Source organism: Zhihengliuella halotolerans (assembly GCF_004217565.1).
Classification (GTDB): domain Bacteria; phylum Actinomycetota; class Actinomycetes; order Actinomycetales; family Micrococcaceae; genus Zhihengliuella; species Zhihengliuella halotolerans.
Window position 1 is genome coordinate 1558252 of record NZ_SHLA01000001.1, and the last position, 18852, is coordinate 1577103.

23 protein-coding genes are annotated in these 18852 nt (G+C 68.9%); 5 read left to right on the plus strand and 18 right to left on the minus strand.

The genetic code is table 11. From position 1 onward, the window contains the following. The first annotated feature begins 59 nt into the window (after positions 1 to 59). On the plus strand, positions 60 to 956 hold the full coding sequence (ppk2, locus tag EV380_RS07010) for a polyphosphate kinase 2 (RefSeq protein ID WP_102158154.1): 897 nt from the start codon (positions 60 to 62) through the stop codon (positions 954 to 956). Positions 957 to 960: 4 nt separating this feature from the next. Here ppk2 and EV380_RS07015 read toward each other — a convergent pair whose 3' ends face one another. After that, complete coding sequence (locus EV380_RS07015; protein ID WP_130450299.1) at positions 961 to 1431, minus strand: aminoacyl-tRNA deacylase; 471 nt, start codon at positions 1429 to 1431, stop codon at positions 961 to 963. Positions 1432 to 1440: 9 nt separating this feature from the next. Further along, positions 1441 to 2064, minus strand: a complete 624-nt coding sequence (locus EV380_RS07020) for a MerR family transcriptional regulator (protein ID WP_130450301.1) — start codon at positions 2062 to 2064, stop codon at positions 1441 to 1443. Positions 2065 to 2157: 93 nt separating this feature from the next. Here EV380_RS07020 and EV380_RS07025 point away from each other — a divergent pair, with 93 nt between their 5' ends. Next, the gene (locus tag EV380_RS07025) at positions 2158 to 2568 is read left to right on the plus strand and encodes a hypothetical protein (protein ID WP_102158151.1); all 411 of its coding nucleotides are present in this window, start codon (positions 2158 to 2160) and stop codon (positions 2566 to 2568) included. Between the two features lie 89 nt (positions 2569 to 2657). On the opposite strand, the gene pheT is transcribed toward EV380_RS07025, so the two are convergent. Both pheT and pheS read right to left on the minus strand, forming a co-directional pair. Further along, the gene (pheT, locus tag EV380_RS07030; protein ID WP_130450302.1) at positions 2658 to 5201 is read right to left on the minus strand and encodes a phenylalanine--tRNA ligase subunit beta; all 2544 of its coding nucleotides are present in this window, start codon (positions 5199 to 5201) and stop codon (positions 2658 to 2660) included. Positions 5202 to 5204: 3 nt separating this feature from the next. Next, positions 5205 to 6314, minus strand: coding sequence for a phenylalanine--tRNA ligase subunit alpha (gene pheS, locus EV380_RS07035; protein ID WP_130450304.1), 1110 nt, complete (start codon positions 6312 to 6314; stop codon positions 5205 to 5207). A 121-nt stretch (positions 6315 to 6435) separates the two neighbouring features. Between pheS and EV380_RS07040 the strand changes: the two genes are divergently transcribed. Then, entirely contained in the window at positions 6436 to 6927 is a 492-nt protein-coding gene (locus tag EV380_RS07040) for a hypothetical protein (protein ID WP_207219353.1), read from the plus strand. Here the strand turns inward: EV380_RS07040 and EV380_RS07045 are convergent. Beyond that, a complete protein-coding gene (locus tag EV380_RS07045) occupies positions 6905 to 7537 on the minus strand; it encodes a pyroglutamyl-peptidase I (RefSeq protein ID WP_130450306.1) in 633 nt (210 codons plus the stop codon). The two genes, EV380_RS07040 and EV380_RS07045, sit on opposite strands and share 23 nt — an antisense overlap. Positions 7538 to 7619: 82 nt before the next feature. On the opposite strand from EV380_RS07045, the gene EV380_RS07050 reads away from it, so the two are divergent. Further along, positions 7620 to 8759, plus strand: a complete 1140-nt coding sequence (locus EV380_RS07050) for an Rv2578c family radical SAM protein (RefSeq protein WP_207219355.1) — start codon at positions 7620 to 7622, stop codon at positions 8757 to 8759. Here EV380_RS07050 and EV380_RS07055 read toward each other — a convergent pair. The 6 genes from EV380_RS07055 to infC form a co-directional block, all read right to left on the minus strand. Then, positions 8756 to 9190 (minus strand): NUDIX domain-containing protein, encoded by a 435-nt coding sequence (locus tag EV380_RS07055; RefSeq protein ID WP_130450308.1) that lies wholly within the window; start codon positions 9188 to 9190, stop codon positions 8756 to 8758. The two genes, EV380_RS07050 and EV380_RS07055, sit on opposite strands and share 4 nt — an antisense overlap. Beyond that, positions 9187 to 10140, minus strand: coding sequence for a cation diffusion facilitator family transporter (locus EV380_RS07060; protein WP_130450310.1), 954 nt, complete (start codon positions 10138 to 10140; stop codon positions 9187 to 9189). The genes EV380_RS07055 and EV380_RS07060 overlap by 4 nt, the downstream gene beginning before the upstream one ends. A 65-nt stretch (positions 10141 to 10205) precedes the next feature. After that, entirely contained in the window at positions 10206 to 11111 is a 906-nt protein-coding gene (locus EV380_RS07065; RefSeq protein WP_130450312.1) for a TrmH family RNA methyltransferase, read from the minus strand. A gap of 132 nt (positions 11112 to 11243) precedes the next feature. Continuing rightward, a complete protein-coding gene (gene rplT / locus EV380_RS07070) occupies positions 11244 to 11900 on the minus strand; it encodes a 50S ribosomal protein L20, sunset domain variant (protein WP_102158145.1) in 657 nt (218 codons plus the stop codon). Positions 11901 to 11990: 90 nt separating this feature from the next. Continuing rightward, a complete protein-coding gene (rpmI, locus tag EV380_RS07075) occupies positions 11991 to 12185 on the minus strand; it encodes a 50S ribosomal protein L35 (RefSeq protein WP_102158144.1) in 195 nt (64 codons plus the stop codon). A 175-nt stretch (positions 12186 to 12360) separates the two neighbouring features. After that, positions 12361 to 13002, minus strand: a complete 642-nt coding sequence (gene infC / locus EV380_RS07080; protein ID WP_242607527.1) for a translation initiation factor IF-3 — start codon at positions 13000 to 13002, stop codon at positions 12361 to 12363. Between the two features lie 340 nt (positions 13003 to 13342). Between infC and EV380_RS07085 the strand changes: the two genes are divergently transcribed. After that, on the plus strand, positions 13343 to 13726 hold the full coding sequence (locus EV380_RS07085) for a DUF1844 domain-containing protein (protein WP_102158142.1): 384 nt from the start codon (positions 13343 to 13345) through the stop codon (positions 13724 to 13726). Between the two features lie 75 nt (positions 13727 to 13801). Here the strand turns inward: EV380_RS07085 and EV380_RS07090 are convergent, their stop codons facing one another. The 7 genes from EV380_RS07090 to EV380_RS07115 form a co-directional block, all read right to left on the minus strand. Then, complete coding sequence (locus EV380_RS07090; RefSeq protein ID WP_102158141.1) at positions 13802 to 14722, minus strand: SseB family protein; 921 nt, start codon at positions 14720 to 14722, stop codon at positions 13802 to 13804. Between the two features lie 6 nt (positions 14723 to 14728). Further along, positions 14729 to 15463 carry a bifunctional 1-(5-phosphoribosyl)-5-((5-phosphoribosylamino)methylideneamino)imidazole-4-carboxamide isomerase/phosphoribosylanthranilate isomerase PriA gene (gene priA / locus EV380_RS07095; protein ID WP_102158140.1) on the minus strand — a complete coding sequence of 245 codons (735 nt, stop codon included), beginning with the start codon at positions 15461 to 15463 and terminating at the stop codon, positions 14729 to 14731. Between the two features lie 29 nt (positions 15464 to 15492). Next, positions 15493 to 15645 (minus strand): hypothetical protein, encoded by a 153-nt coding sequence (locus EV380_RS16590; RefSeq protein ID WP_165391905.1) that lies wholly within the window; start codon positions 15643 to 15645, stop codon positions 15493 to 15495. After that, on the minus strand, positions 15645 to 16280 hold the full coding sequence (gene hisH, locus EV380_RS07100; RefSeq protein WP_102158139.1) for an imidazole glycerol phosphate synthase subunit HisH: 636 nt from the start codon (positions 16278 to 16280) through the stop codon (positions 15645 to 15647). Before hisH ends, EV380_RS16590 begins: the two co-directional genes overlap by 1 nt. Next, a complete protein-coding gene (gene hisB, locus EV380_RS07105) occupies positions 16281 to 16901 on the minus strand; it encodes an imidazoleglycerol-phosphate dehydratase HisB (RefSeq protein WP_102158138.1) in 621 nt (206 codons plus the stop codon). Positions 16902 to 16997: 96 nt separating this feature from the next. Then, positions 16998 to 18113: a histidinol-phosphate transaminase gene (locus EV380_RS07110; protein ID WP_130450314.1), complete on the minus strand. Its 1116-nt coding sequence runs from the start codon at positions 18111 to 18113 to the stop codon at positions 16998 to 17000. A 78-nt stretch (positions 18114 to 18191) separates the two neighbouring features. Beyond that, positions 18192 to 18704, minus strand: a complete 513-nt coding sequence (locus EV380_RS07115; RefSeq protein ID WP_242607528.1) for a LysM peptidoglycan-binding domain-containing protein — start codon at positions 18702 to 18704, stop codon at positions 18192 to 18194. Positions 18705 to 18852: the final 148 nt, after the last annotated feature.

Here is an 18852-nt window from a genome sequence, read left to right on the forward strand (position 1 = left end):
CAATCGGGGTCCTCCCCCGCTTCACCGGTTGTTCACGGTGCACCCCTAGTCTTGCACTCATGCGAGAAGATCAGCTGCTCATCGACCCGGCGCTGCACGGCTACACCGTCCTCGACGACGACGATGACGACCCCGTCCTGCTCCGCGCGGACGGCTCTCCCGTCGAGACGTGGCGCGAGGACTACCCCTACGACGCGCGGCTGGAGAGGCAGACGTACGAGACCGAGAAGCGCGCCCTGCAGATCGAACTGCTGAAACTCCAGAAGTGGATCAAGGCGACGGGGCGGCGACTCGTGATCGTTTTCGAGGGGCGGGATGCCGCCGGCAAGGGCGGAACCATCAAGCGCTTCGCCGAGCACCTGAACCCGCGCGGCGCGCACGTCGTGGCGCTCGAGAAGCCGACCGAGCGCGAGTCCACGCAGTGGTACTTCCAGCGCTACGTCCAGCACTTCCCGGCGGCCGGGGACATCGTGATGTTCGACCGCTCCTGGTACAACCGGGCCGGCGTCGAGCGCGTCATGGGTTTCTGCACGGAGGCCGAGCACGACCGTTTCGTCGCCCACGCCCCGGCCTTCGAGAAGCTGCTCGTCGACGACGGGATCGATCTGGTGAAGTTCTGGTTCTCCGTCTCGCGCGCGGAGCAGCTCACCCGGTTCACGATCCGCCAGATCGATCCCGTGCGGCAGTGGAAGCTCTCCCCCATGGATTTGGCATCGCTGGACAAGTGGGACGCCTACACGCGGGCCAAGGAGGAGATGTTCCAGCAGACGGACACGGCGTGGGCGCCCTGGACCGTGGTGCGATCGAACGACAAGAAGCGGGCGCGGCTGAACGCGATGCGCTACGTGCTCAGCCTCTTCGACTACGCGGGCAAAGACCGGGAACTGGTCGGGTTTCCGGACCCGCTCATCGTCGGCCCGGCGGCCGCCGTCGTCGGCGAGGGCCAGGAGTTCTGAGCCGCTAGGCGGTGTCGGAGATGTCGGCCAGTCTCGCGCCGAAGAGCCGCACGACGTCGTCGGCGGCGACCGTCAGGCCCGCGCCGTGCGCTCCGGCGCCGAGCGAGATCGTGCGCCCGGCGATGTTCGCGTCGGCGACGACCTCGAGCGGGCGCACGGTGCCGAACGGGGTAATCGTGCCGCGCTCGTAACCGGTCACGCGCTGCGCTTCGGCCGCGTCCGGCATCGAGAGCCGGTTGGTGCCGAGCTCCGCCCGCAGCTTGGGCCAGGAGAACCTGCGGTCGCCGCCGACGAGCACGAGCAGATGCTCGTCGGCGGCGCGGCGCACGACGAGGGTCTTGATCAGGTCGCGGGGTTCGACACCGCGGGCCGCGGCGGCCTCCTCCAGACTGCCCACGCGGCCGTGCCGGGTGGTCGTGAAGTCGATGCCGGCCGCGCGGGCGGCGGCGACGGCGGGGGTCTCGAGTTCGCTCATGTTCCCAGGTTAGCGTCCGGCGCCGTCCGCGCCGGCGGCGCGCGCGACGTGCTGGTGCGCGAGCCGGCGCATAGCCGCGATGACCGGTTCGTAGATCGCCGTGCCGAGCACGGAATACTCGATGGCGGCGCCGCGATCGCCCGTGGGGACGGCTGCGACGTCGAACTCCGCGATGGCTCGCACGTGCCGCGCATAGACGCGGGCGCGTTCGTCGCTGATGCCGAGCCCGACCGATTCCGCGGCTTCCAACGCGTCCTCGAGCTGCGCCATGGCCGTGGAGTCCGGGTCGATGTTCGCCCCGATCTCGCGGGCGACGCCTGCGGCCCGCGGATAGGGGCCGGACCCGGCCGGGTCGACGGTCGGCGGCAGCGCGGCGATCGCGCGTCCCAGCGAGGCGACGAGGTCGCCCTCCGGCGCGTCGATCAAGGCGACGATGGTGCGCACACTGGCCAGCGGCAGCCCTGCCGTGTCCCGCAGTGCGCGCACGAGCGCGAGGCGCCGCACGTGGTCCTCGCCGTAGTCCGACAGCTTGGCGCCGACCGGCCGGCCGGACGGCAGCAGGCCCTCCCGCAGGTAGTACTTCACCGTCGCCAACGGCACCCCCGTCGTTTCAACAAGTTCCGAGATCCTCATCCGCACCCCTTGCCGTGGATACCAACACTATCTATTGTGGATAGCAGAGCTATCCACAATACTCCCGATCGTCCCCGCACGGAAGGCAACACGATGGAACCCGCAACCCTCACGCTGGCCGGCATCCTGATGCTGGCCCTGATCACCGTCGAGGCCGGCGGCGCGTTCCTGATCCGCGTCACGACTGGCGGTCACCCGACCAACGGCCTCCAGAAGAGCTGGTACCGCGCCGGCCACGCCCATGCCGCCGTCCTGCTCGTCCTCGCCCTGGCCGTCCTGCCCTACACCGACAGCGCCGACCTGCCGTCCTGGGCCCTCTGGCTGGCCCGATCGGGGATACCCACCGCGGCGATTCTCATGCCCGCCGGCTTCTTCCTCGGCGTCCTGGGCCGGGACCCGGCCAAACCCAACCGCGCATCCCTCCTGATCCCCGTGGGCGCGGTCATCCTCACGGCGGGACTGCTCGCGGCGGGCATCGGTTCGATCGCCGCCGGCCGGGGCTGACCCGCGGCGTTAAAACGCCGGGGGCGGCGAGCTCGTGCTCGCCGCCCCCGGGTGGCGCGTGACGTCGTCCTACGACGACGACGTCTCGCCTAGCGCTGCACGGCCCCGTGCCGCTCGGCGGCCAGGGCCACCGCGGCGGCGCGCGACTCGGAGGCCTCGTCCGCCGTCAGGGTGCGGTCGGCGGCGCGGAAGCGCAGGCCGAAGGCCAGCGACTTCTTTCCCTCCTCGATGCCGGCGCCCGAGTAGACGTCGAACAGCGCGACCTCCTCGAGCAGCTCGCCGGCGCCCTCCCGCAGGGTCTCGAGCACGTCCGAGGCGACGGTGCCGCCGTCGACGACGAGCGCGACGTCCTGGGTCGAGACCGGGAACGTCGAGATCGGCTTGGAGACGACCACGTCCGCCGCAGCGGCCATGATCTCCTCGAGGTTCAACTCGAAGGCGGCGGCCCGCTCGGGCAGGTCCTGCTCGGCGAGCAGCTTCGGGTGCAGCTCGCCGGCGTAGCCGACGACCTCACCCGATCGCAGCGACAGGACCGCGGTGCGGCCCGGATGGAAGGCCTGGTGCGCCCCCTGGGCAACCTCGAGGTCGACGCCGAGCAGGTCACCCACGGAGCGCGCCACGTCCAGCGCGTCGGACCACTCCCACGCGCGCGGGGCGTACCCGGCGGCGGCCGGAGCCTCGTGCCCGAGCAGGACGCCGCCGACGTGCCACGGCTGGCCCGGGATGCCGGCGTAGAGCTCCTCGAGCACCTCGTCGGCCGGCTTCGCGCCCAGCGGGGGCAGCACGGCCGAACCGACTTGCTCACCCGGCTCGAAGACGAGCCCCGCCTCGTACAGGGCCAGATCGCGGAAGCCGCGACCGTGGTTGCGGCGGGCCGCGTCGAGCAGGCCCGGCAGCAGCGACCGGCGCAGGTAGCCGAACTCAGAGGAGATCGGGTTCGCGAGCTTCACGGCCGCGACCTCTTCGCCCTCGGCCGGCGTGCCGAACCGGTTGTTCTGCGCGGTCGAGACGAACGGGTAGCAAAGCACCTCGGTCAGCCCGGCGTCGGCGAGTCCCTGCAGCACCCGGCGGCGCAGCTGCTGGGCGCGGGTGAGGCCGCGGCCCGGGGGCGCGACGGGCAGGGTCGCCGGGATCTGGTCGTAGCCGACCAGCCGGGCGATCTCCTCGACAAGGTCCTCCTTGATGGCCAGGTCCGGACGCCACGTCGGGGGCGTGACGCGCAGGCCGCCGTCGTACTCCTCGACGTCCGCGCCGACTCCGGCGAGCGCGGCGAGCTCCTGCTCGCGCGTGTAGTCGACTCCGATGAGCTGGGAGGCGAAGCCCTCCGGCAGATCGATGACGACGGCGGCCGGGTCCTCACGGACATCGGTCGCTGTGGGCTCGGTCGTGCCTCCGGCGAGCTCGACGAGCAGGTCGACGGCCCGCTGCGCGGCGACGTCGGCGAGCGCGAAGTCCACTCCGCGCTCGTTGCGCTTGGACGCCTCGGAGGGCAGGCGGTGGCGGCGGCGCGTGCGGCCCATCGAGACGGCGTCGAAGTGCGCCGACTCGATGACGACGTCACTCGTGTCCGAGCCGACCTCGGTCTCGGCGCCGCCCATGACGCCGGCGAGGCCGATGGGGCCGCGGTCGTCCGTGATGAGCAGGTCCTCAGTGGAGAGCTCGCGCACCTTCTCGTCGAGGGTCGTGAGCTTCTCGCCCGGGTTGGCGCGGCGCACGACGATCGGCCCGCGCAGCTTCGCGGCGTCGTAGAAGTGCAGTGGCTGGCCGAGCTCGAGCATGACGTAGTTGGAGATGTCCACGACGAGCGAGATCGAGCGCATGCCGGCCAGCCGCAGGCGCGAGGCCATCCACTGCGGGGTCGGGCGCGTGGCGTCGACGCCGCGGACCGTGCGCGCGACGAAGCGATCGCAGCCGGGAACGCCGTCGATCGGGGCCTGATCCTCGAGCCGGACCGGATAGTCCTGGCCTGCAGGATCGGCGACGGTGATGCGCGAGACCGGGTCGACGAACTCGGTGCCGGTGGACAGCGCGTACTCGCGGGCGACGCCGCGGATCGAGAAGCAGTAGCCGCGGTCCGGGGTCACGTTGATCTCGGCGGCCTCGTCGCTCAGGCCGAAGAGCTCGAACACGTCAGCGCCGAGTTCGGCGTCCAGGCCGAAGTCGGAGAGCACCATGATGCCCTCGTGGTCCTCGCCGAGCCCGAGCTCGCGCACGGAGGCGATCATGCCGGCGGAGACGTGTCCGTAGGTCTTGCGCGGGCTGATGCGGAAGTCTCCGGGCAGCACGGCGCCGGGCAGGGTCACAACGACCTTGTCCCCGACCTCGAAGTTGTGGGCGCCGCAGACGATGCCCTGCACGCCGGAGGGATCGATGCCGTCACCGGTGAGGGTCTGGGGCTGTCCCTCGGGCACGACGCGAACCTGGCACCAGTTGATGGTCTTGCCGTTCTTCTGCGGCTCCTTCTCCAGGGAGAGGACCTGCCCGACGACGATCGGGCCCGTGAGCTCATCAGAGGGGCGGTGAACGTCCTCCTCCTCGAGTCCGACCTTCACCAGGTCGGCCATAATGTCTTCGGCCGTAGCGTCGGCCGGTACCTGCGCATACTCGCGCAGCCATGAGAGTGGAATACGCATGTCTTAGATCTCCATCCCGAAGTGCTGGCTGAAGCGGACGTCGCCTTCGATCATGTCGCGCATGTCGTCGACGTCGTTGCGGAACATCAGGGTGCGTTCGACACCCATGCCGAATGCGAAGCCGGAGTACTCCTCCGGGTCGATGCCGGCGGCGCGCAGCACGTTCGGGTTGATCATGCCGCAGCCACCCCACTCGATCCAGCTCGGGCCGCCCTTGGCACCCGGGTGCCAGATGTCCAGTTCGGCGCTCGGCTCGGTGAACGGGAAGAAATTCGGGCGCAGGCGGATCTGGGCCTCGGCCCCGAACATCTGCCGTGCGAAGTGTTCGAGCGTGCCGCGCAGATCGGCCATGGTCAGGCCCTTGTCGACGGCGAGTCCTTCGAACTGGTGGAACACGGGCGTGTGGGTCGCGTCCAGCTCGTCGGTACGGAACGTCCGGCCCGGGCACAGCACGTAGACCGGCAGATCGCGCTCGAGCAGGGAGCGCACCTGGACGGGTGACGTGTGGGTGCGCAGGACCAGGTGCGCCTCCGCCGGCTCGACGAAGAACGTGTCCTGCATTTCGCGGGCCGGGTGGTCCGGTTTGAAGTTCAAAGCGTCGAAGTTGAACCACTCGGACTCGACTTCTGGACCCTCGGCGATCTCCCAACCCATGCCGACGAACACGTCGGAGACCCGGTCCTGCAGGATCGAGAGCGGGTGGCGGGCGCCGATGCGACGGCGGCGCGGTGCGGCCGTGACGTCGACGGTCTCCTCAACGAGGATGCGGGCGGCCTCCTCCTCCTCGAGTACGGCCGTGCGCGCGGCGAGCGCCTTGTTCACACGACCGCGGGCTGCGCCGACGATCTTGCCGGCGGCCGCCTTCTCGGTCTTGTCGAGCTGCCCGATCTGCCGATTGGCCAGGGCCAGCGGGGACTTGTCGCTCGTGTGGGCCAGGCGGGCGACCTTGAGCTCAGCCAGATCGCCGGCGGCGGCGAAGGCGGCGAGGGCGGCCTCGACGGCGGCCGACACGGCGGCCTCGTCGGTGGGGTGCGGGACGGCCGGAGTCTCCGGCTCGTTCACGCCTAGCTCGGTCTCTGGGGCGTCGGACAGCGCCGACGTTGCGTCAGACATGGGTGGATACGGCCCTTTTCAGTGTGATTCGGGTGCAGTCAATCGGACCCAAGTCTAGTTCAGATCCCTTGCCCGGCGCGCACCCCGTGCCCGCCCTCGCGTGCGGCAGTATGCTGGCGGCATGGACTGGGCGGCGATCCGCAGCACGGCGAACTGGGTCAACCTCTCGACCCCGGCCGGCCTCCTGCTCGCCGCGGCGGCCGGGTGCCGGACGGAACCGTTCGCGGGCCATGTGCTGGTTGCGACCAGCTACCGCTGGCGGCTGCCCGCCGCGGGCGCCTTCACGATCGGCTCCGTCGTCTTCCTGCGGCCGCGGCTCGGACGGCCCGAGAAGCTTCCGGAGCTCATGGCCCACGAGTCGACGCACGCTACGCAGTATGCGCTCTGCCTCGGCCTGCCGTTCCTCCCGCTGTACTTCGCGGCGGCCGGCTGGTCGCTCGCACGCACGGGCGACCCCGCCTCGCGAAACGTCTTCGAGCGCCGGGCCGGCCTAGGACTCGGCGGCTATCTAGAGCGCCCGCCGCGCCCGGTGGCGCCAAGGATCGCCGCGGCCCTGCGCACCCTCGGCGCCGCCGGGGCGGCACTCGGGTCTAGGACTCGGCGCCCGCGGTGACGGCGTCGTCGTGGCCACCGCCCGCCTCGGCGGCGCAGCGCGCGACGACGGCAAGCCCGGCCCCGATGCGCGGCACCGTCCACTGCCCGCCGGACGGAGGGACGTGCACGAATCCCGCGCGGACCCCGGGAGATCCGGCGAGCAGGTGCATCAGTTCAAAGAAGACGGCGTTGCACACGTACGTGCCGGCGGTCTGTGAGATCTCCGCCTCCAGCCCGGCCGCCTCGAGCCGGGCCCGCGCGCGCTTGACCGGCAGACTCGTGAAATAGGCGGCGGGGGCCTGCGCGCGCACGGGGGCGTCGACCGGCTGCCCTCCCGCGTTGTCGGGGATCCGCGCGTCCACCAGGTTGATGGCGACTCGCTCGAGCGAGAGGCGGCCGCGGTTCCCGGCCAGCCCTGCGGCGACGACGACGTCGGGGCGATGCTCCGACAGCGCGGCCGCCAGCGCTCCCCCGGCCGTGCCGGGACCGCGGCCGAACACGCACGGCAGCTCGACGGCGACGGCATCCCCACCGGCGTCGCGGAGCTCGCGCGCAGCGAGCCGGGCCGCGTCGATCGAGGGATTCTCAGCGGCGCCGCCGAAGGGTTCGAAGCCTGTCAGAAGGATCATCAGAGCCATCCTAACGCCACCGGATGATTCGAATTCCGCAGCGGTCTGGACAATTGCTTCGAAGTCATGTTCTACTGGATGCGTGAGATGGGAAGCTCAGCTGATCCGGCCCCCGGTCGGACAGCCGGATGCGGGCACCGGCCGGGTGTCCCCCAAGACCCGTGCTGACGGGGCGGACAAGTCCGTCGCGCCACAGGCCGGTGCCCCGCATCCGCACTCCGCTGAGCCCCTCCTCGACCTGCCGGGGCTGATGCGCTCGGTGCGCACGCCGGAGTTCGACGGCATCGTCTTCCACGAGGTCGTCGCCAAGAGCGCGCTGAACAAGGTTCCGTCCGGATCCGAGATGCCCTTCTCGTGGACGATCAACCCCTACCGCGGCTGCACCCACGCGTGCATCTACTGCTTCGCGCGCAAGACCCACACCTACCTGGACTTCGACTACGGTCAGGACTTCGATTCGCAAGTCGTCGTCAAGCGCAACGTCGCCGAAGTGCTGCGGGCGGAGCTGGGCCGGCCCCGGTGGAAGCGCGAGCACGTCGCCCTCGGGACCAATACCGACCCGTACCAGCGCGCCGAGGGGCGCTATGGGCTGATGCCGGAGATCATCCGCGCCCTCGCCGACTCCGGCACTCCGTTCTCGATCCTGACGAAGGGCACCCTGCTCGCTCGCGACGCCGACCTCCTGGCCTGGGCCGCCGCCCGCGTGCCGGTCGGCGTCGGCCTGTCGATCGCGATGACCAACGACGCGCTCAGCGAGAGCATCGAGCCGGGCACCCCCTCCCCCACGGCCCGGTTCCGCCTGCTCGAGCGGCTCGCCGCCTCCGGTATCGAATGCTCCGTGATGGCCATGCCGATCCTGCCGTGGCTCAGCGACTCCGAGGAAGCTCTGAGCGCGCTCTTCTCGCGGGTGCGCGGCGCGGGGGCGACCAGCCTGACCGCCGGCCCGCTGCACCTGCGCCCAGGGGCGCGGGAGTGGTACATGGCCTGGCTGGCTCGGAATCATCCGCACCTGGTGCCCAGGTATCAGGATCTCTACCGCCGCGGCGCGGTCGCGTCCAAGGAATATCGGCTGTGGCTCGGGCAGCAGGTCGGCGAGCTTCGCCGGGGGCACGGCTTCGAGCCGGATCCATGGGCGCTGCGCCGGCCCGAGCACGCCACGTCCGACGCCCACGCTCCGCACCCGCCGAGCGGCGTAGAGCCGGCCCAGGGCTCTCTCTTCTAGTATCTAGCGGCGCTGGAGACCGCCTCGACGATCGGCAGGTCGGCCGGAATCCATTCGAGCGCCCCGGCCGCCCCGTCGAGGGGCACCCAGCGCAGCAGGTCGTGGTCCTCGATCGGCAGCGGGAATCCGCGGTCGATGCGGGCGAACCAGACCCGCATCGCGGCGGGGCCGGCGAGCTTCCAGCCCTGGCTCGTCTCCCCTGGAACCTCGGCCCCGAGGGTGGCCTTCACGCCCAGTTCCTCGTCGAGCTCCCGCAGGAGTGCCGCCTCGCATCCCTCCCCTGGATCCACCTTGCCGCCGGGGAATTCCCACAGTCGGGCGAACTGGGCGGGCCTGGTCCGCCGAGCGGCCAGCAGCTGGCGCGGGCGTTCAAGATCGTCGACGATCGCCGCGCCGACGATCTGAATCAGTCCGCGCTCGGGCGCGCTCACGCCGTGCCCGTCCCGGCGACCCGTTCGACGTCGTCGTGTCCGCTGCGAGGAACGTCCGGTTCGAGGTAGATGACCCGCGCGATCGGCACGGCCGCGCGGATGCGCTCCTCCGCCCCGTCGATGACGGCGGCGATCCCCTCGCCCGTCGCATCGCGATCGACAGAGATCTTCGCGGCGACGAGCAACTCCTCCGGGCCCAGGTGCAGGGTCTTGAGGTGGACGATGCGGGTGCCGTCGGCGGTGATGGCGGCCTCGATCTCGGCGACGTGCTCCTTCGTCGCCGACTCGCCCAGCAGGAGGGAACGGGTCTCGATGGCCAGGACGACCGCGATGACGACGAGCAGCAGCCCGATGCACGCCGTGCCGGCCGCGTCCCACATGCCGTCACCGGTGAGCAGCGTCAGCACGACGCCGGTGAGGGCGAAGACCAGCCCGAGCAGCGCTCCGAGATCTTCGAGGAGGATGACCGGCAGTTCCGGCGACTTCGCGCGCCGGACGAACTGGACCCAGCTCTTCTTGCCGCGCACGTGGTTCGACTCGATGACGGCCGTGCGGAAGGAGAACGACTCCGCGATGATCGCGCCGACGAGGACCGCCACGGGCACCCACCACCAGCGTCCCTCGATGCCGTGCGGGTCCTGGAACTTGTGCCACGCCTCGTAGAGCGCGAAGAGCCCGCCGACTGTGAAGAGCACAATCGAGACGATGAAGGCGTAGACGTACCGTTCACGGCCGTAGCCGAACGGATGCTCCGGGCTGGCCTGCTTCTTGGCTGCCTTGCCACCCACGAGGAGCAGCACCTGATTGCCCGAATCGGCCACGGAGTGGATGGCCTCGGCCAACATCGACGACGACTGTGTCAACGCCCAGCCGATGAATTTGAAGACCGCGATGGTGAGGTTCGCGATCAGCGCCGCGACCACCGCCTTGGTTCCGCCGGAAGCTGCCACGGTCGTTCCTTTCCCTGGGACCTCTAGTTCATCGGACGGGCAGACAGGCCGCGCCCCGAGCCAGCTTAGTCCGCCAGTGCGGGATTTCGCTTTTGGGCGCGGGCCGACGCGTACAGGCAGACGGTGGCGGCGGTGCCGACGTTGAGCGACTCGGCCACCCCGTACAGCGGCACCGCCACGCGCTGGTCCGCCGCTGCGAGCTCCGATTCGTCGAGCCCGGCCGCCTCGTTCCCGAAGAGCCATGCGCTCGGCTGTCCGAGGAGCGGTTGCTCCCCCGCCCTGTTGTGGAGCCGGTGAGCCGCCGCCGCGTCCTGCAGCTCGTCGAGGTCGGCGTCTCCGTAGCCGTCGGCCGCAATGATCCCGATGCCCGCAGCCCGCAGTCCCTCCACGAGTTCCGCGAAGTCGACCCCAACGGCGAGCGGCAGGTGGAAGATCGACCCCACCGTTGAACGCACGGCCTTGGGGTTGAAGAGGTCGACGCTTCCGCTCGTCGTAACGACGGCGTCGGCCCCCGCCGCGTCCGCAGCCCGCAGGATGGTGCCAGCGTTTCCCGGGTCCTGGACCCGGCACAACACGGCGACCAGCCGGGGGCGCGCCGCGATGATGTCCGGCAGGGAGACGATCGTCTGGCGACACACCGCGATGATCCCCTGCGGTGTCACGGTATCGGCCATCGCCGCGATGACGGCCGGCTCGGCGAGCCGGACCTCGCAACCGTCGACCCCGGCGACCAGCTCGGGGTGCCGCTCGGCGGCAACGGGACTGGCAAAGATCCACTGCACGATGCCGTCGCGCCCCTCCCGGATTCGCTCGGCGTGAAGACGGATCGCTTCGCGCACGGCTTGGGGACCCTCCGCGAGGAAGAGTCCGGACTTGTTGCGACCGCTGCGGGTGGCGAGCCGGGCGACGTCCCTGACGCGCTCGGCCCGCGGGTTGGCCATGATCGGCTGATCCGTGGGGGCTTCTCTCATGTGCACGACTTTATCCTCGTCTGGCTGGGGAGGGCGCGTTGGGGTTTCCGGGTCGGACGCAAAAAGGGGACGGGATCTTTGAGATCCCGTCCCCTGCGCCGCCCTCGAAGAGGGCGAACAGGCGAAAGCCTGCTACTTGATCTGCTGGCGAGCCTCGCCACCAGCCGGCTCGAAGCCGGCGGCCTTGGCGGCCTCGATCGAAGCGAACCACCACTCAGGAGTGGTCTGGTCGTACCAGGTCGAGCCCGGGACGTGGTACTTCTTCGACTGGTTGCCCTTGATGACGAAGCCCTCCGGGGCCTCTTCACCCTCGACGGCCTTGACGGCGCCGTCGGCGGCGGGGGCCTCGGCGGCCGGAGCGGCCTTGGCGGCGGCCTTCGGAGCCTTGGCGGCCGGGGCAGCTGCGGTCTTGGCGGCCGGAGCGTTCACATCGGCCGGAAGCGCGTCCTTGGCGACCTTGACCAGCGTCGCGAAAGCGTTGGCGTCGGAGACGGCCAGCTCGGCGAGCATGCGGCGGTCGACCTCGACCTCAGCGGCCTTCAGGCCCTGGATCAGACGGTTGTAGGTCAGTCCGTTCGCACGGGAAGCAGCGTTGATGCGCTGGATCCACAGGCGACGGAAGTCGCCCTTGCGCTTACGACGGTCGCCGTAGCTGTAGACGAACGAGTGGAGCAACTGCTCCTTGGCCTTGCGGTAGAGACGCGAACGCTGACCGCGGTAACCCTTGGCGCGCTCGAGAACGACCCGGCGCTTCTTGTGGGCGTTGACCGCCCGCTTCACACGTGCCACGTGTGTACTCCTTCATGTTGTGTCCCCGTGTCTACGGCGTCGGCCGGCCCGGGGACGGTGTTAATTCGTCAGATCGCCTCAGCGGGAGGCTTAGAGGCCCAGCATCCGCTTGATGGTCTTGACGTCGGCCTTGGCAACCAGCTGGTCGCTCGCCAGACGGCGGGTCAGCCGCGAGGACTTGTGCTCCAGATAGTGGCGGCGGTTGGCCTGCTGGCGCTTGAGCTTGCCGCTACCGGTGAGCTTGAAACGCTTCTTGGCGCCACTGTGAGTCTTGAACTTCGGCATGTCCGCCGTTCTCCTTACGTGCTCCCGTACCCATGGGCCGGGGATCTTCTCGGGCATCCGAGGTGGATGCCTCCAGGGTCTGCGCACTCTGCGAGCGGACCGGCCGCTCAGAGTGAAACTGTTCGTGCATCGTGTCGGAACACGATTGGCCCGGCTGGACTCCCAGCCGGTCGGGCTAGTCTTCGGAGCCCTTGGCCTGCTCGAGCTTCGCCTTCGCCTCATCGGACAGATTGTCCGCGAGCGTCTGGTTGAGCTCAGCTTCGTTACCCTCGGTGTCGACTCGCTGCTTGTTGCCGCGCGTGCGGGTCTGGTCCTTCTGGGCTCGACGCGCGTCGGCTTTCGCCTCCGCCTTCGTCTTCACCGGACCGATGACCATCACCATGTTGCGGCCGTCGATGCGCGGGGTCGATTCGACGATACCGACCTCGGCCACGTCCTCAGCGAACTTGTTGAGGAGGCGGATACCCAGCTCGGGACGTTGCTGTTCACGGCCGCGGAACTGGATGATGGCCTTGACCTTGTCACCCGCGCCGAGGAATCGGAGCGCGTGACCGGTCTTGGTCTCGTAGTCGTGCGTGTCGATCTTCAGGCGGAAGCGAACTTCCTTGAGAACCGTATTGGTCTGGTTCTTACGGGACTCGCGCGCCTTGACCGCAGCCTCGTACTTGAACTTGCCGAAGTCCATCAACTTGCACACCGGCGGCTTGGCATTCGGGGCAACCTCTACGAGGTCCAGATCTGCTTCGCCTGCAAGACGCAGGGCGTCTTCGGTCGGGACAACGCCGACCTGTTCGCCGTTGGGTCCAACCAACCGCACCTCTGGGACGCGGATTCGTTCGTTAATGCGTGGATCGCTGATGTGTCGCTCCTGCTAGTACTTGTACGGATCACCACCCGCATACGGAAAAGGCCCCCGTCTGCGAGGCAGGCGAAGGCCAGAAATTCGATGCGGCCCCTGTCGGAGCCGACGGACATACCGCCTGAGCGAATGTCCCCGAATGACCCGGCAGCCTGTATCGGCTACAGCGGGTGGGAGTTTGGCCTCCACTTGCAAGCCTGAATCATACCTTCCGCGCTACGCGTTGGTCACGTTAATTGACACACGTCACGCCGCACCGAATGCATGATTCAAGTCGGTCTGTGACAAGCTTAGCAGTATGAGCACCTCCGAAACCAATCCGGCAGCCGAGTCGCAGCACTACTCCATGACGGAGGAGACCGCGGTCCGCGATATCGCCGAAGTCCCCGCCGTCGAGGTCATCACGACGGCGGCTGTCCACCTCATGAGTGCCGCCGCCGTGAAGTGCGGCCTCGCCGCGGGCCCCGACGCCGAGGAACTGAAGGATCTGGACGAAGCCCGCAAGCTGATCACCGCACTGGCGGGCCTGATCACGGCCGGCGCGCCAGAGATCGGCAGCCAGCACGCGGCCCCGTTGCGCGATGGCCTGCGTTCCCTGCAGCTCGCCTTCCGTGAGGCGTCGATCATCCAGGACGCTCCGGGCAAGGGCCCGGGCGAGAAGTTCACCGGCCCGGTCTCGTAGCAGCAACCGCTCCGACAGACTTGCGCCCGTGGGGAGCCGCCGCCGGCGGCTCCCCACGGGCTTTTCCGTGCCCGGCTACGCTTCGGAAGCCAACCGCATCTCCAGGGAGTCGACGGCCTCCGCGAACTCCTTGGTCGTGGACAGCGTTTTCTGCAGTCGTCCGACGGCGGCCTGGGCCTGCGCAGGGTCGGTCTCGCGAGCGAACGTGATGGTGAGCCGCAGTTCCGGCCCGTGCCCCCCGCCCGGCACGACGCCGCCGGCCCGGTCTCGGCACGCGACGCCGCTGCCGGCGGACAACGCCAGCCGGCGCACGATCGGCTCGCCAACCGAGAGCTCCCTGAGCAGCTCGACAAGGGACTCGTCCCGGTAACTGGGCGTCCAGGGGCGCTGCTGCGCGAGCGCCCACATCGCGGGCCGTCGAACGACGAAAGTCGTTTCCGCCCCGGGATCGACCACGAGCAACTGCGAATCCTCCTGCACCGCCGACAGGGCAGCACGCGGAGCGTAGACCGCAACCGGGCGGGCCTCCGGATGCCACCCCTGCAAAGCCGCCACGGAGGTGAAGATCGGCAGGGCGCTGCGTCCGTCGGGTGCCTTGATGGTGACCAGAGCCATGTCGGCTTCCTTGTCCTCCGTGAAGCCGTGCTCGCCGAGGCCGCCCTCGGCCAGCGCGGCAACCACGGGCACGAAGACGCGCGCCGTCGCGAGCGCAGCGACGACGTCCTCCTCCGAGCCGCTTTTGCGGCGGAGCCTGTCAAGAGCCGCCGTGAATCCGGGATCTGCGAGACCATCGTCCTGGTCGAAATCGTGCAGCGGGTTCCCCTCGCCCGAGAGGTCGCGCCCCTCCCACGACTGTCCTGCGGAATCGGCCGCACCACCGGCCCGCTGAAGTGCGGCGGCGATGTGCCCCGGCAAGTCTCTGGCGCCACCGGCCCCACTGCCGTGGGCCTCCGGTGACGCCGGCTGCGGGCGGTCGGCCGCGTCGTCGTGCGTCATGGATTCCTAGCGGCGGCCGGCGACGTCGAGGGCCTCTGGCAGTGTGAACTTGCCGGCATAGAGGGCCTTGCCCATGATCGCTCCCTCAACGCCGAGCGGCACGAGCTCGCGCAGCACCCGGAGGTCGTCGAGGCTGGAGATGCCGCCGGAGGCGACGACGGGCTTCTCCGTGCGACCGCACAGCTCCTTGAGCAGCTCGACGTTGGGGCCCCGGAGCGTCCCGTCCTTCGTCACGTCAGTCACGACGTAGCGGGCGCACCCGGCGTCCTCCAGGCGTGCGAGCACGTCCCAGAGATTGCCGCCCTCCTTCGTCCATCCGCGCGCGGCGAGGGTCGTGCCGCGCACGTCGAGCCCGACGGCGATCTGGTCCCCATGGCGGGCGATCACCTCGGCCGTCCACTCCGGGTTCTCCAGTGCAGCCGTGCCGAGATTCACGCGGGTGGCACCGAACTCCAGCGCGCGCTCGAGTGACTCGTTGTCGCGAATTCCGCCCGAAAGCTCGACCTTGATCGACATTTCATCGGCCACGCGACGGAGGATCTCCGTGTTCTCTCCCCGACCGAATGCCGCGTCCAGGTCCACGAGGTGGATCCACTCGGCGCCGGCTTCCTGCCACGCCATCGCCGCTTCGAGCGGGTCGCCGTAGCCGGTCTCGCTGCCCGCCTCACCCTGGACCAGGCGGACGGCCTGACCGTCGGCGACGTCGACAGCGGGAAGCAGTTCGAGAATGTCTGTGCTCATGAGAGTTCCTTCGGTGGGGAGGGGATGGATTAGCGCAGCGTCAGCATGTAGGCCGCCAGCAAGGACAGGCCCGCGAGTACCCAGAGAACGACGATCCAGGATTTGTGGGCCTTCTGCCGGCGCAGGGAGATGGCGCCGCCGGCGAGGAGGCCGCCCAGCGCCATGAGGAGAATGGACCACATCAGAGAGTGCCCAGCCAGTTGCGGAGGAGTTGGGCTCCGGCGTCGCCGGATTTCTCGGGGTGGAATTGCAGGGCGGAGAGGGGCCCGTTCTCGACGGCGGCAATGAAGGGCTTGCCGTGCGTCGACCAGGTGACCATCGGCGGCTTCATCCGCGGCTGCAGCACCTCGAACTCCCACTTCTGCACCCCGTACGAGTGCACAAAGTAGAAGCGCTCGTCGCGCAGCCCCTCGAAGAGGACGCTGCCCTCGGCAGCGTCGACCGTGTTCCACCCCATGTGCGGCACCACCGGCGCGTCGAGTCGTTCGACGGTGCCCGGCCACTCCCCGATGCCCTGGGTGCGGACGCCGTGTTCGACCCCCTCTTCGAAAAAGACCTGGTGCCCGACGCAGATGCCCAGTACGGGCCGTCCGCCCGCGACACGCCGTCCGATCTGCTGGACCGCGCCGACGTCCTTCAACGCCGCCATCACGGCGGCGAAAGCGCCGACGCCCGGCACGACGAGACCATCTGCCTCGGCCACCAGCTTGGGGTCGCGTGTCAGCGTGACCTGCGCTCCGACCCGCTCCAGAGCGCGCACGGCTGAGCGGACGTTGCCTGATCCGTAGTCGAGGACGGTGACCTTCGGCGCCGCCATCTAGAGCGCGCCCTTCGTGGAGGGGATCTCCCCGCCCAGGCGAGCATCTGGCTCGACGGCCTCGCGCAGGGCACGGGCCAGCGCCTTGAACTGCGCCTCGACGATGTGATGGGGGTCCCGTCCGCCGAGAACGCGCATGTGCAGGCAGATCTGGGCGTGCAGCGTCAGGGCCTCGAAGACGTGACGCGTGAGCGAGCCCGTGAAGTGGCCTCCGATCAGATGGTATTCCTGACCGGCCGGCTCTCCGTCGTGGACGAGGTAGGGACGGCCGGACACATCGACGACGGCGTGGGCCAGGGCCTCGTCAAGGGGGACGGTGGCCTGCCCGAACCGCCGGATTCCGGCCTTGTTACCGAGCGCGACGCGGAGGACCTCGCCGAGGGTGATGGCCACGTCCTCGACAGTGTGGTGGACGTCGATGTGCGTGTCGCCGAAGGCCTCGACGGTGATATCGATCATCGAGTGGCGCGCGAGTGCGGTCAGCATGTGGTCGTAGAACGGCACCGTCGTGTTGATCTTCGCGACTCCGGTGCCGTCGAGGTCGAGTTCGACGGAGACGGAGGACTCGCTGGTCTTCCGTTCCATACGGGCACGACGACCCGAAAGCAGTTCTGCGGGCATTCTCTAGTCCTTCGACGATGGGGGCGGCAGCTGGTGGGCTGCAGGTCTAGTTTAGCGATCCGGCGGCAGCCGAACGCGCGGTCCGTGCGCGGGCGATCAGCGCCCGGCGCGGTCCTGCTCGAGCAGAGCCTCGAGCTCGCGGAGGAAGGCGCCAGTCTCGGCCTCGGTTCCGGCTGTGACACGCAGGTGCCCGGGGATCCCGACGTCCCTGACGAGGATTCCCTTGGCAACAAGGCCCGACCAGACCGTGGACGGGGACTCGAGCCCCCCGAAGAATACGAAGTTGGAGTCACTCGCGGCCGGAGTGAGCCCCATCCTGGTCAGCTCGTCAACGATCCGGTCGCGCTGGATCTTGATGTCCTCCACGTTGGCCAGGAGCGCGCCGACGTGCTTGAGCGCCGCGTTGGCGGTCGCCTGGGTCACGGCCGACAGGTGATAGGGCAGGCGGACGAGCCGCAGGGCGGCCGTCACTTCTTCAGCAGCCGCCAGGTAGCCCAAACGGGCGCCGGCCAGGGAGAAAGCCTTGCTCATCGTCCGGCTCACGATCAGCCGCTCCCGTCCCGGGAGAAGTTCCAGGGCTGACGGCGTTCCCGCGTGGCGGAACTCGGCGTAGGCCTCGTCGACGACCACGATGGCCTGCGATTCCTGACCCGCATCGTAGACCGCGGTGACGACATCCTGGCCCAGTGCGGTCCCGGTCGGATTATTCGGGGAGCACAGGAAAACGATGTTCGGCCGGTGTGCGCGAACCTGGGCTGCCGCGGACTCAGCGGTCAATTGGAAGTCGTCGGCCCGCGCGCCGGCGATGTAGGTCGTGTCGGTACCGCTGGCGAGCAGCGGATACATCGAGTACGTGGGCGGAAAGCTCAGCAGGCTCCGGCCCGGTCCGCCGAACGCCTGCAGGATCTGTTGGAGGACTTCGTTGGATCCATTCGCAGCCCAGACCTGGTCCGCGTTCACGTCGTGGCCGAGATAGTCCGCAAGGCGGGACCTCAGCTCGACGAACTCTCGGTCCGGGTACCGGTTCAGCCGTTGCGCGGCGGCGAAGACCTCGTCCGCGATGGCCCGGCTGACCGCTTCCGGGAGCGGATGCGTGTTCTCGTTGACGTTCAGTTGTATGGGGACATCCAGCTGGGGTGCACCGTAGGGTTGCAGGCCCCGCAGGTTCTCTCGCAGTGGGAGCTTCGACAGTCTCTCTAGAACATCACTCACCGATCCAGCTTAGTTCTGATGCTGCCCGAGTTCAGAATGCCGGACCGGCGGGAGTCTTAAAATGACCACGTTCGCCCGTCAACCGACAGGGACGAAGACCTCTTGCCCGACCTCGACAACTTGCTTCTCCAGCCCGTTCAGTTCCACGATCTCCGAGATCACGATGCGCGGATCGCGAGCCGGAGCGAACTCCTGCGCCAGACCCCAGAGGCTGTCACCGCTCAACACCGTGACCGCCTCCACCTCGGGCGCGGCCACTTCGAGGCTGCCGGCCGCGTTGGCCGGCGAGTTCAAAAGACCTACGAGCAGGACGAGGAGCGCGGCGCCCAGCATCAGCGGAAGCCCGATGAGAACGAAACGTCCGCGCTGCGTCAGGCGTAGTTTTCCCGGACGGGTCCGGGGCGCGGAAAGCTGGGCCGTAGAGGCGAAGGAGGGGTCTGGCGCGAGTGAGATATGTGCCAAGGTCTTGCCTTTCTTTCTCGTACAATGGTTCCCGTCCCGCATCCTCTGCCGGGTGAAACCTCGAATTCGAAGCTCCGCATCACGATCGAAGTTCGAACTAGAACAGGACTTCGAAGCTTGCATGTCCATGTCTAGCATCCTTGAGCGATGCTTGTCGAGACACCTTCGAATAAATCTTTGAAGCTGGGTCGAAAATCGTCTATGGTTGAAGCAGGTGGTTCGTAGGAGTCACTTCACCAGCCGGCACCCGCATTTTGGGTTCGAGTCAGCCGGGGTG

Excerpts from the sequence above, each read along its gene's own strand:
- ppk2 (WP_102158154.1), top strand. The coding sequence starts at position 60 with ATGCGAGAAGATCAGCTGCTCATCGACCCGGCGCTGCACGGCTACACC.
- EV380_RS07015 (WP_130450299.1), bottom strand. The coding sequence starts at position 1,431 with ATGAGCGAACTCGAGACCCCCGCCGTCGCCGCCGCCCGCGCGGCCGGC.
- EV380_RS07020 (WP_130450301.1), bottom strand. The coding sequence starts at position 2,064 with ATGAGGATCTCGGAACTTGTTGAAACGACGGGGGTGCCGTTGGCGACG.
- EV380_RS07025 (WP_102158151.1), top strand. The coding sequence starts at position 2,158 with ATGGAACCCGCAACCCTCACGCTGGCCGGCATCCTGATGCTGGCCCTG.
- pheT (WP_130450302.1), bottom strand. The coding sequence starts at position 5,201 with ATGCGTATTCCACTCTCATGGCTGCGCGAGTATGCGCAGGTACCGGCC.
- pheS (WP_130450304.1), bottom strand. The coding sequence starts at position 6,314 with ATGTCTGACGCAACGTCGGCGCTGTCCGACGCCCCAGAGACCGAGCTA.
- EV380_RS07040 (WP_207219353.1), top strand. The coding sequence starts at position 6,436 with ATGGACTGGGCGGCGATCCGCAGCACGGCGAACTGGGTCAACCTCTCG.
- EV380_RS07045 (WP_130450306.1), bottom strand. The coding sequence starts at position 7,537 with ATGATCCTTCTGACAGGCTTCGAACCCTTCGGCGGCGCCGCTGAGAAT.
- EV380_RS07065 (WP_130450312.1), bottom strand. The coding sequence starts at position 11,111 with ATGAGAGAAGCCCCCACGGATCAGCCGATCATGGCCAACCCGCGGGCC.
- rpmI (WP_102158144.1), bottom strand. The coding sequence starts at position 12,185 with ATGCCGAAGTTCAAGACTCACAGTGGCGCCAAGAAGCGTTTCAAGCTC.
- EV380_RS07085 (WP_102158142.1), top strand. The coding sequence starts at position 13,343 with ATGAGCACCTCCGAAACCAATCCGGCAGCCGAGTCGCAGCACTACTCC.
- EV380_RS07090 (WP_102158141.1), bottom strand. The coding sequence starts at position 14,722 with ATGACGCACGACGACGCGGCCGACCGCCCGCAGCCGGCGTCACCGGAG.
- priA (WP_102158140.1), bottom strand. The coding sequence starts at position 15,463 with ATGAGCACAGACATTCTCGAACTGCTTCCCGCTGTCGACGTCGCCGAC.
- EV380_RS16590 (WP_165391905.1), bottom strand. The coding sequence starts at position 15,645 with ATGTGGTCCATTCTCCTCATGGCGCTGGGCGGCCTCCTCGCCGGCGGC.
- hisH (WP_102158139.1), bottom strand. The coding sequence starts at position 16,280 with ATGGCGGCGCCGAAGGTCACCGTCCTCGACTACGGATCAGGCAACGTC.
- hisB (WP_102158138.1), bottom strand. The coding sequence starts at position 16,901 with ATGCCCGCAGAACTGCTTTCGGGTCGTCGTGCCCGTATGGAACGGAAG.
- EV380_RS07115 (WP_242607528.1), bottom strand. The coding sequence starts at position 18,704 with ATGGACATGCAAGCTTCGAAGTCCTGTTCTAGTTCGAACTTCGATCGT.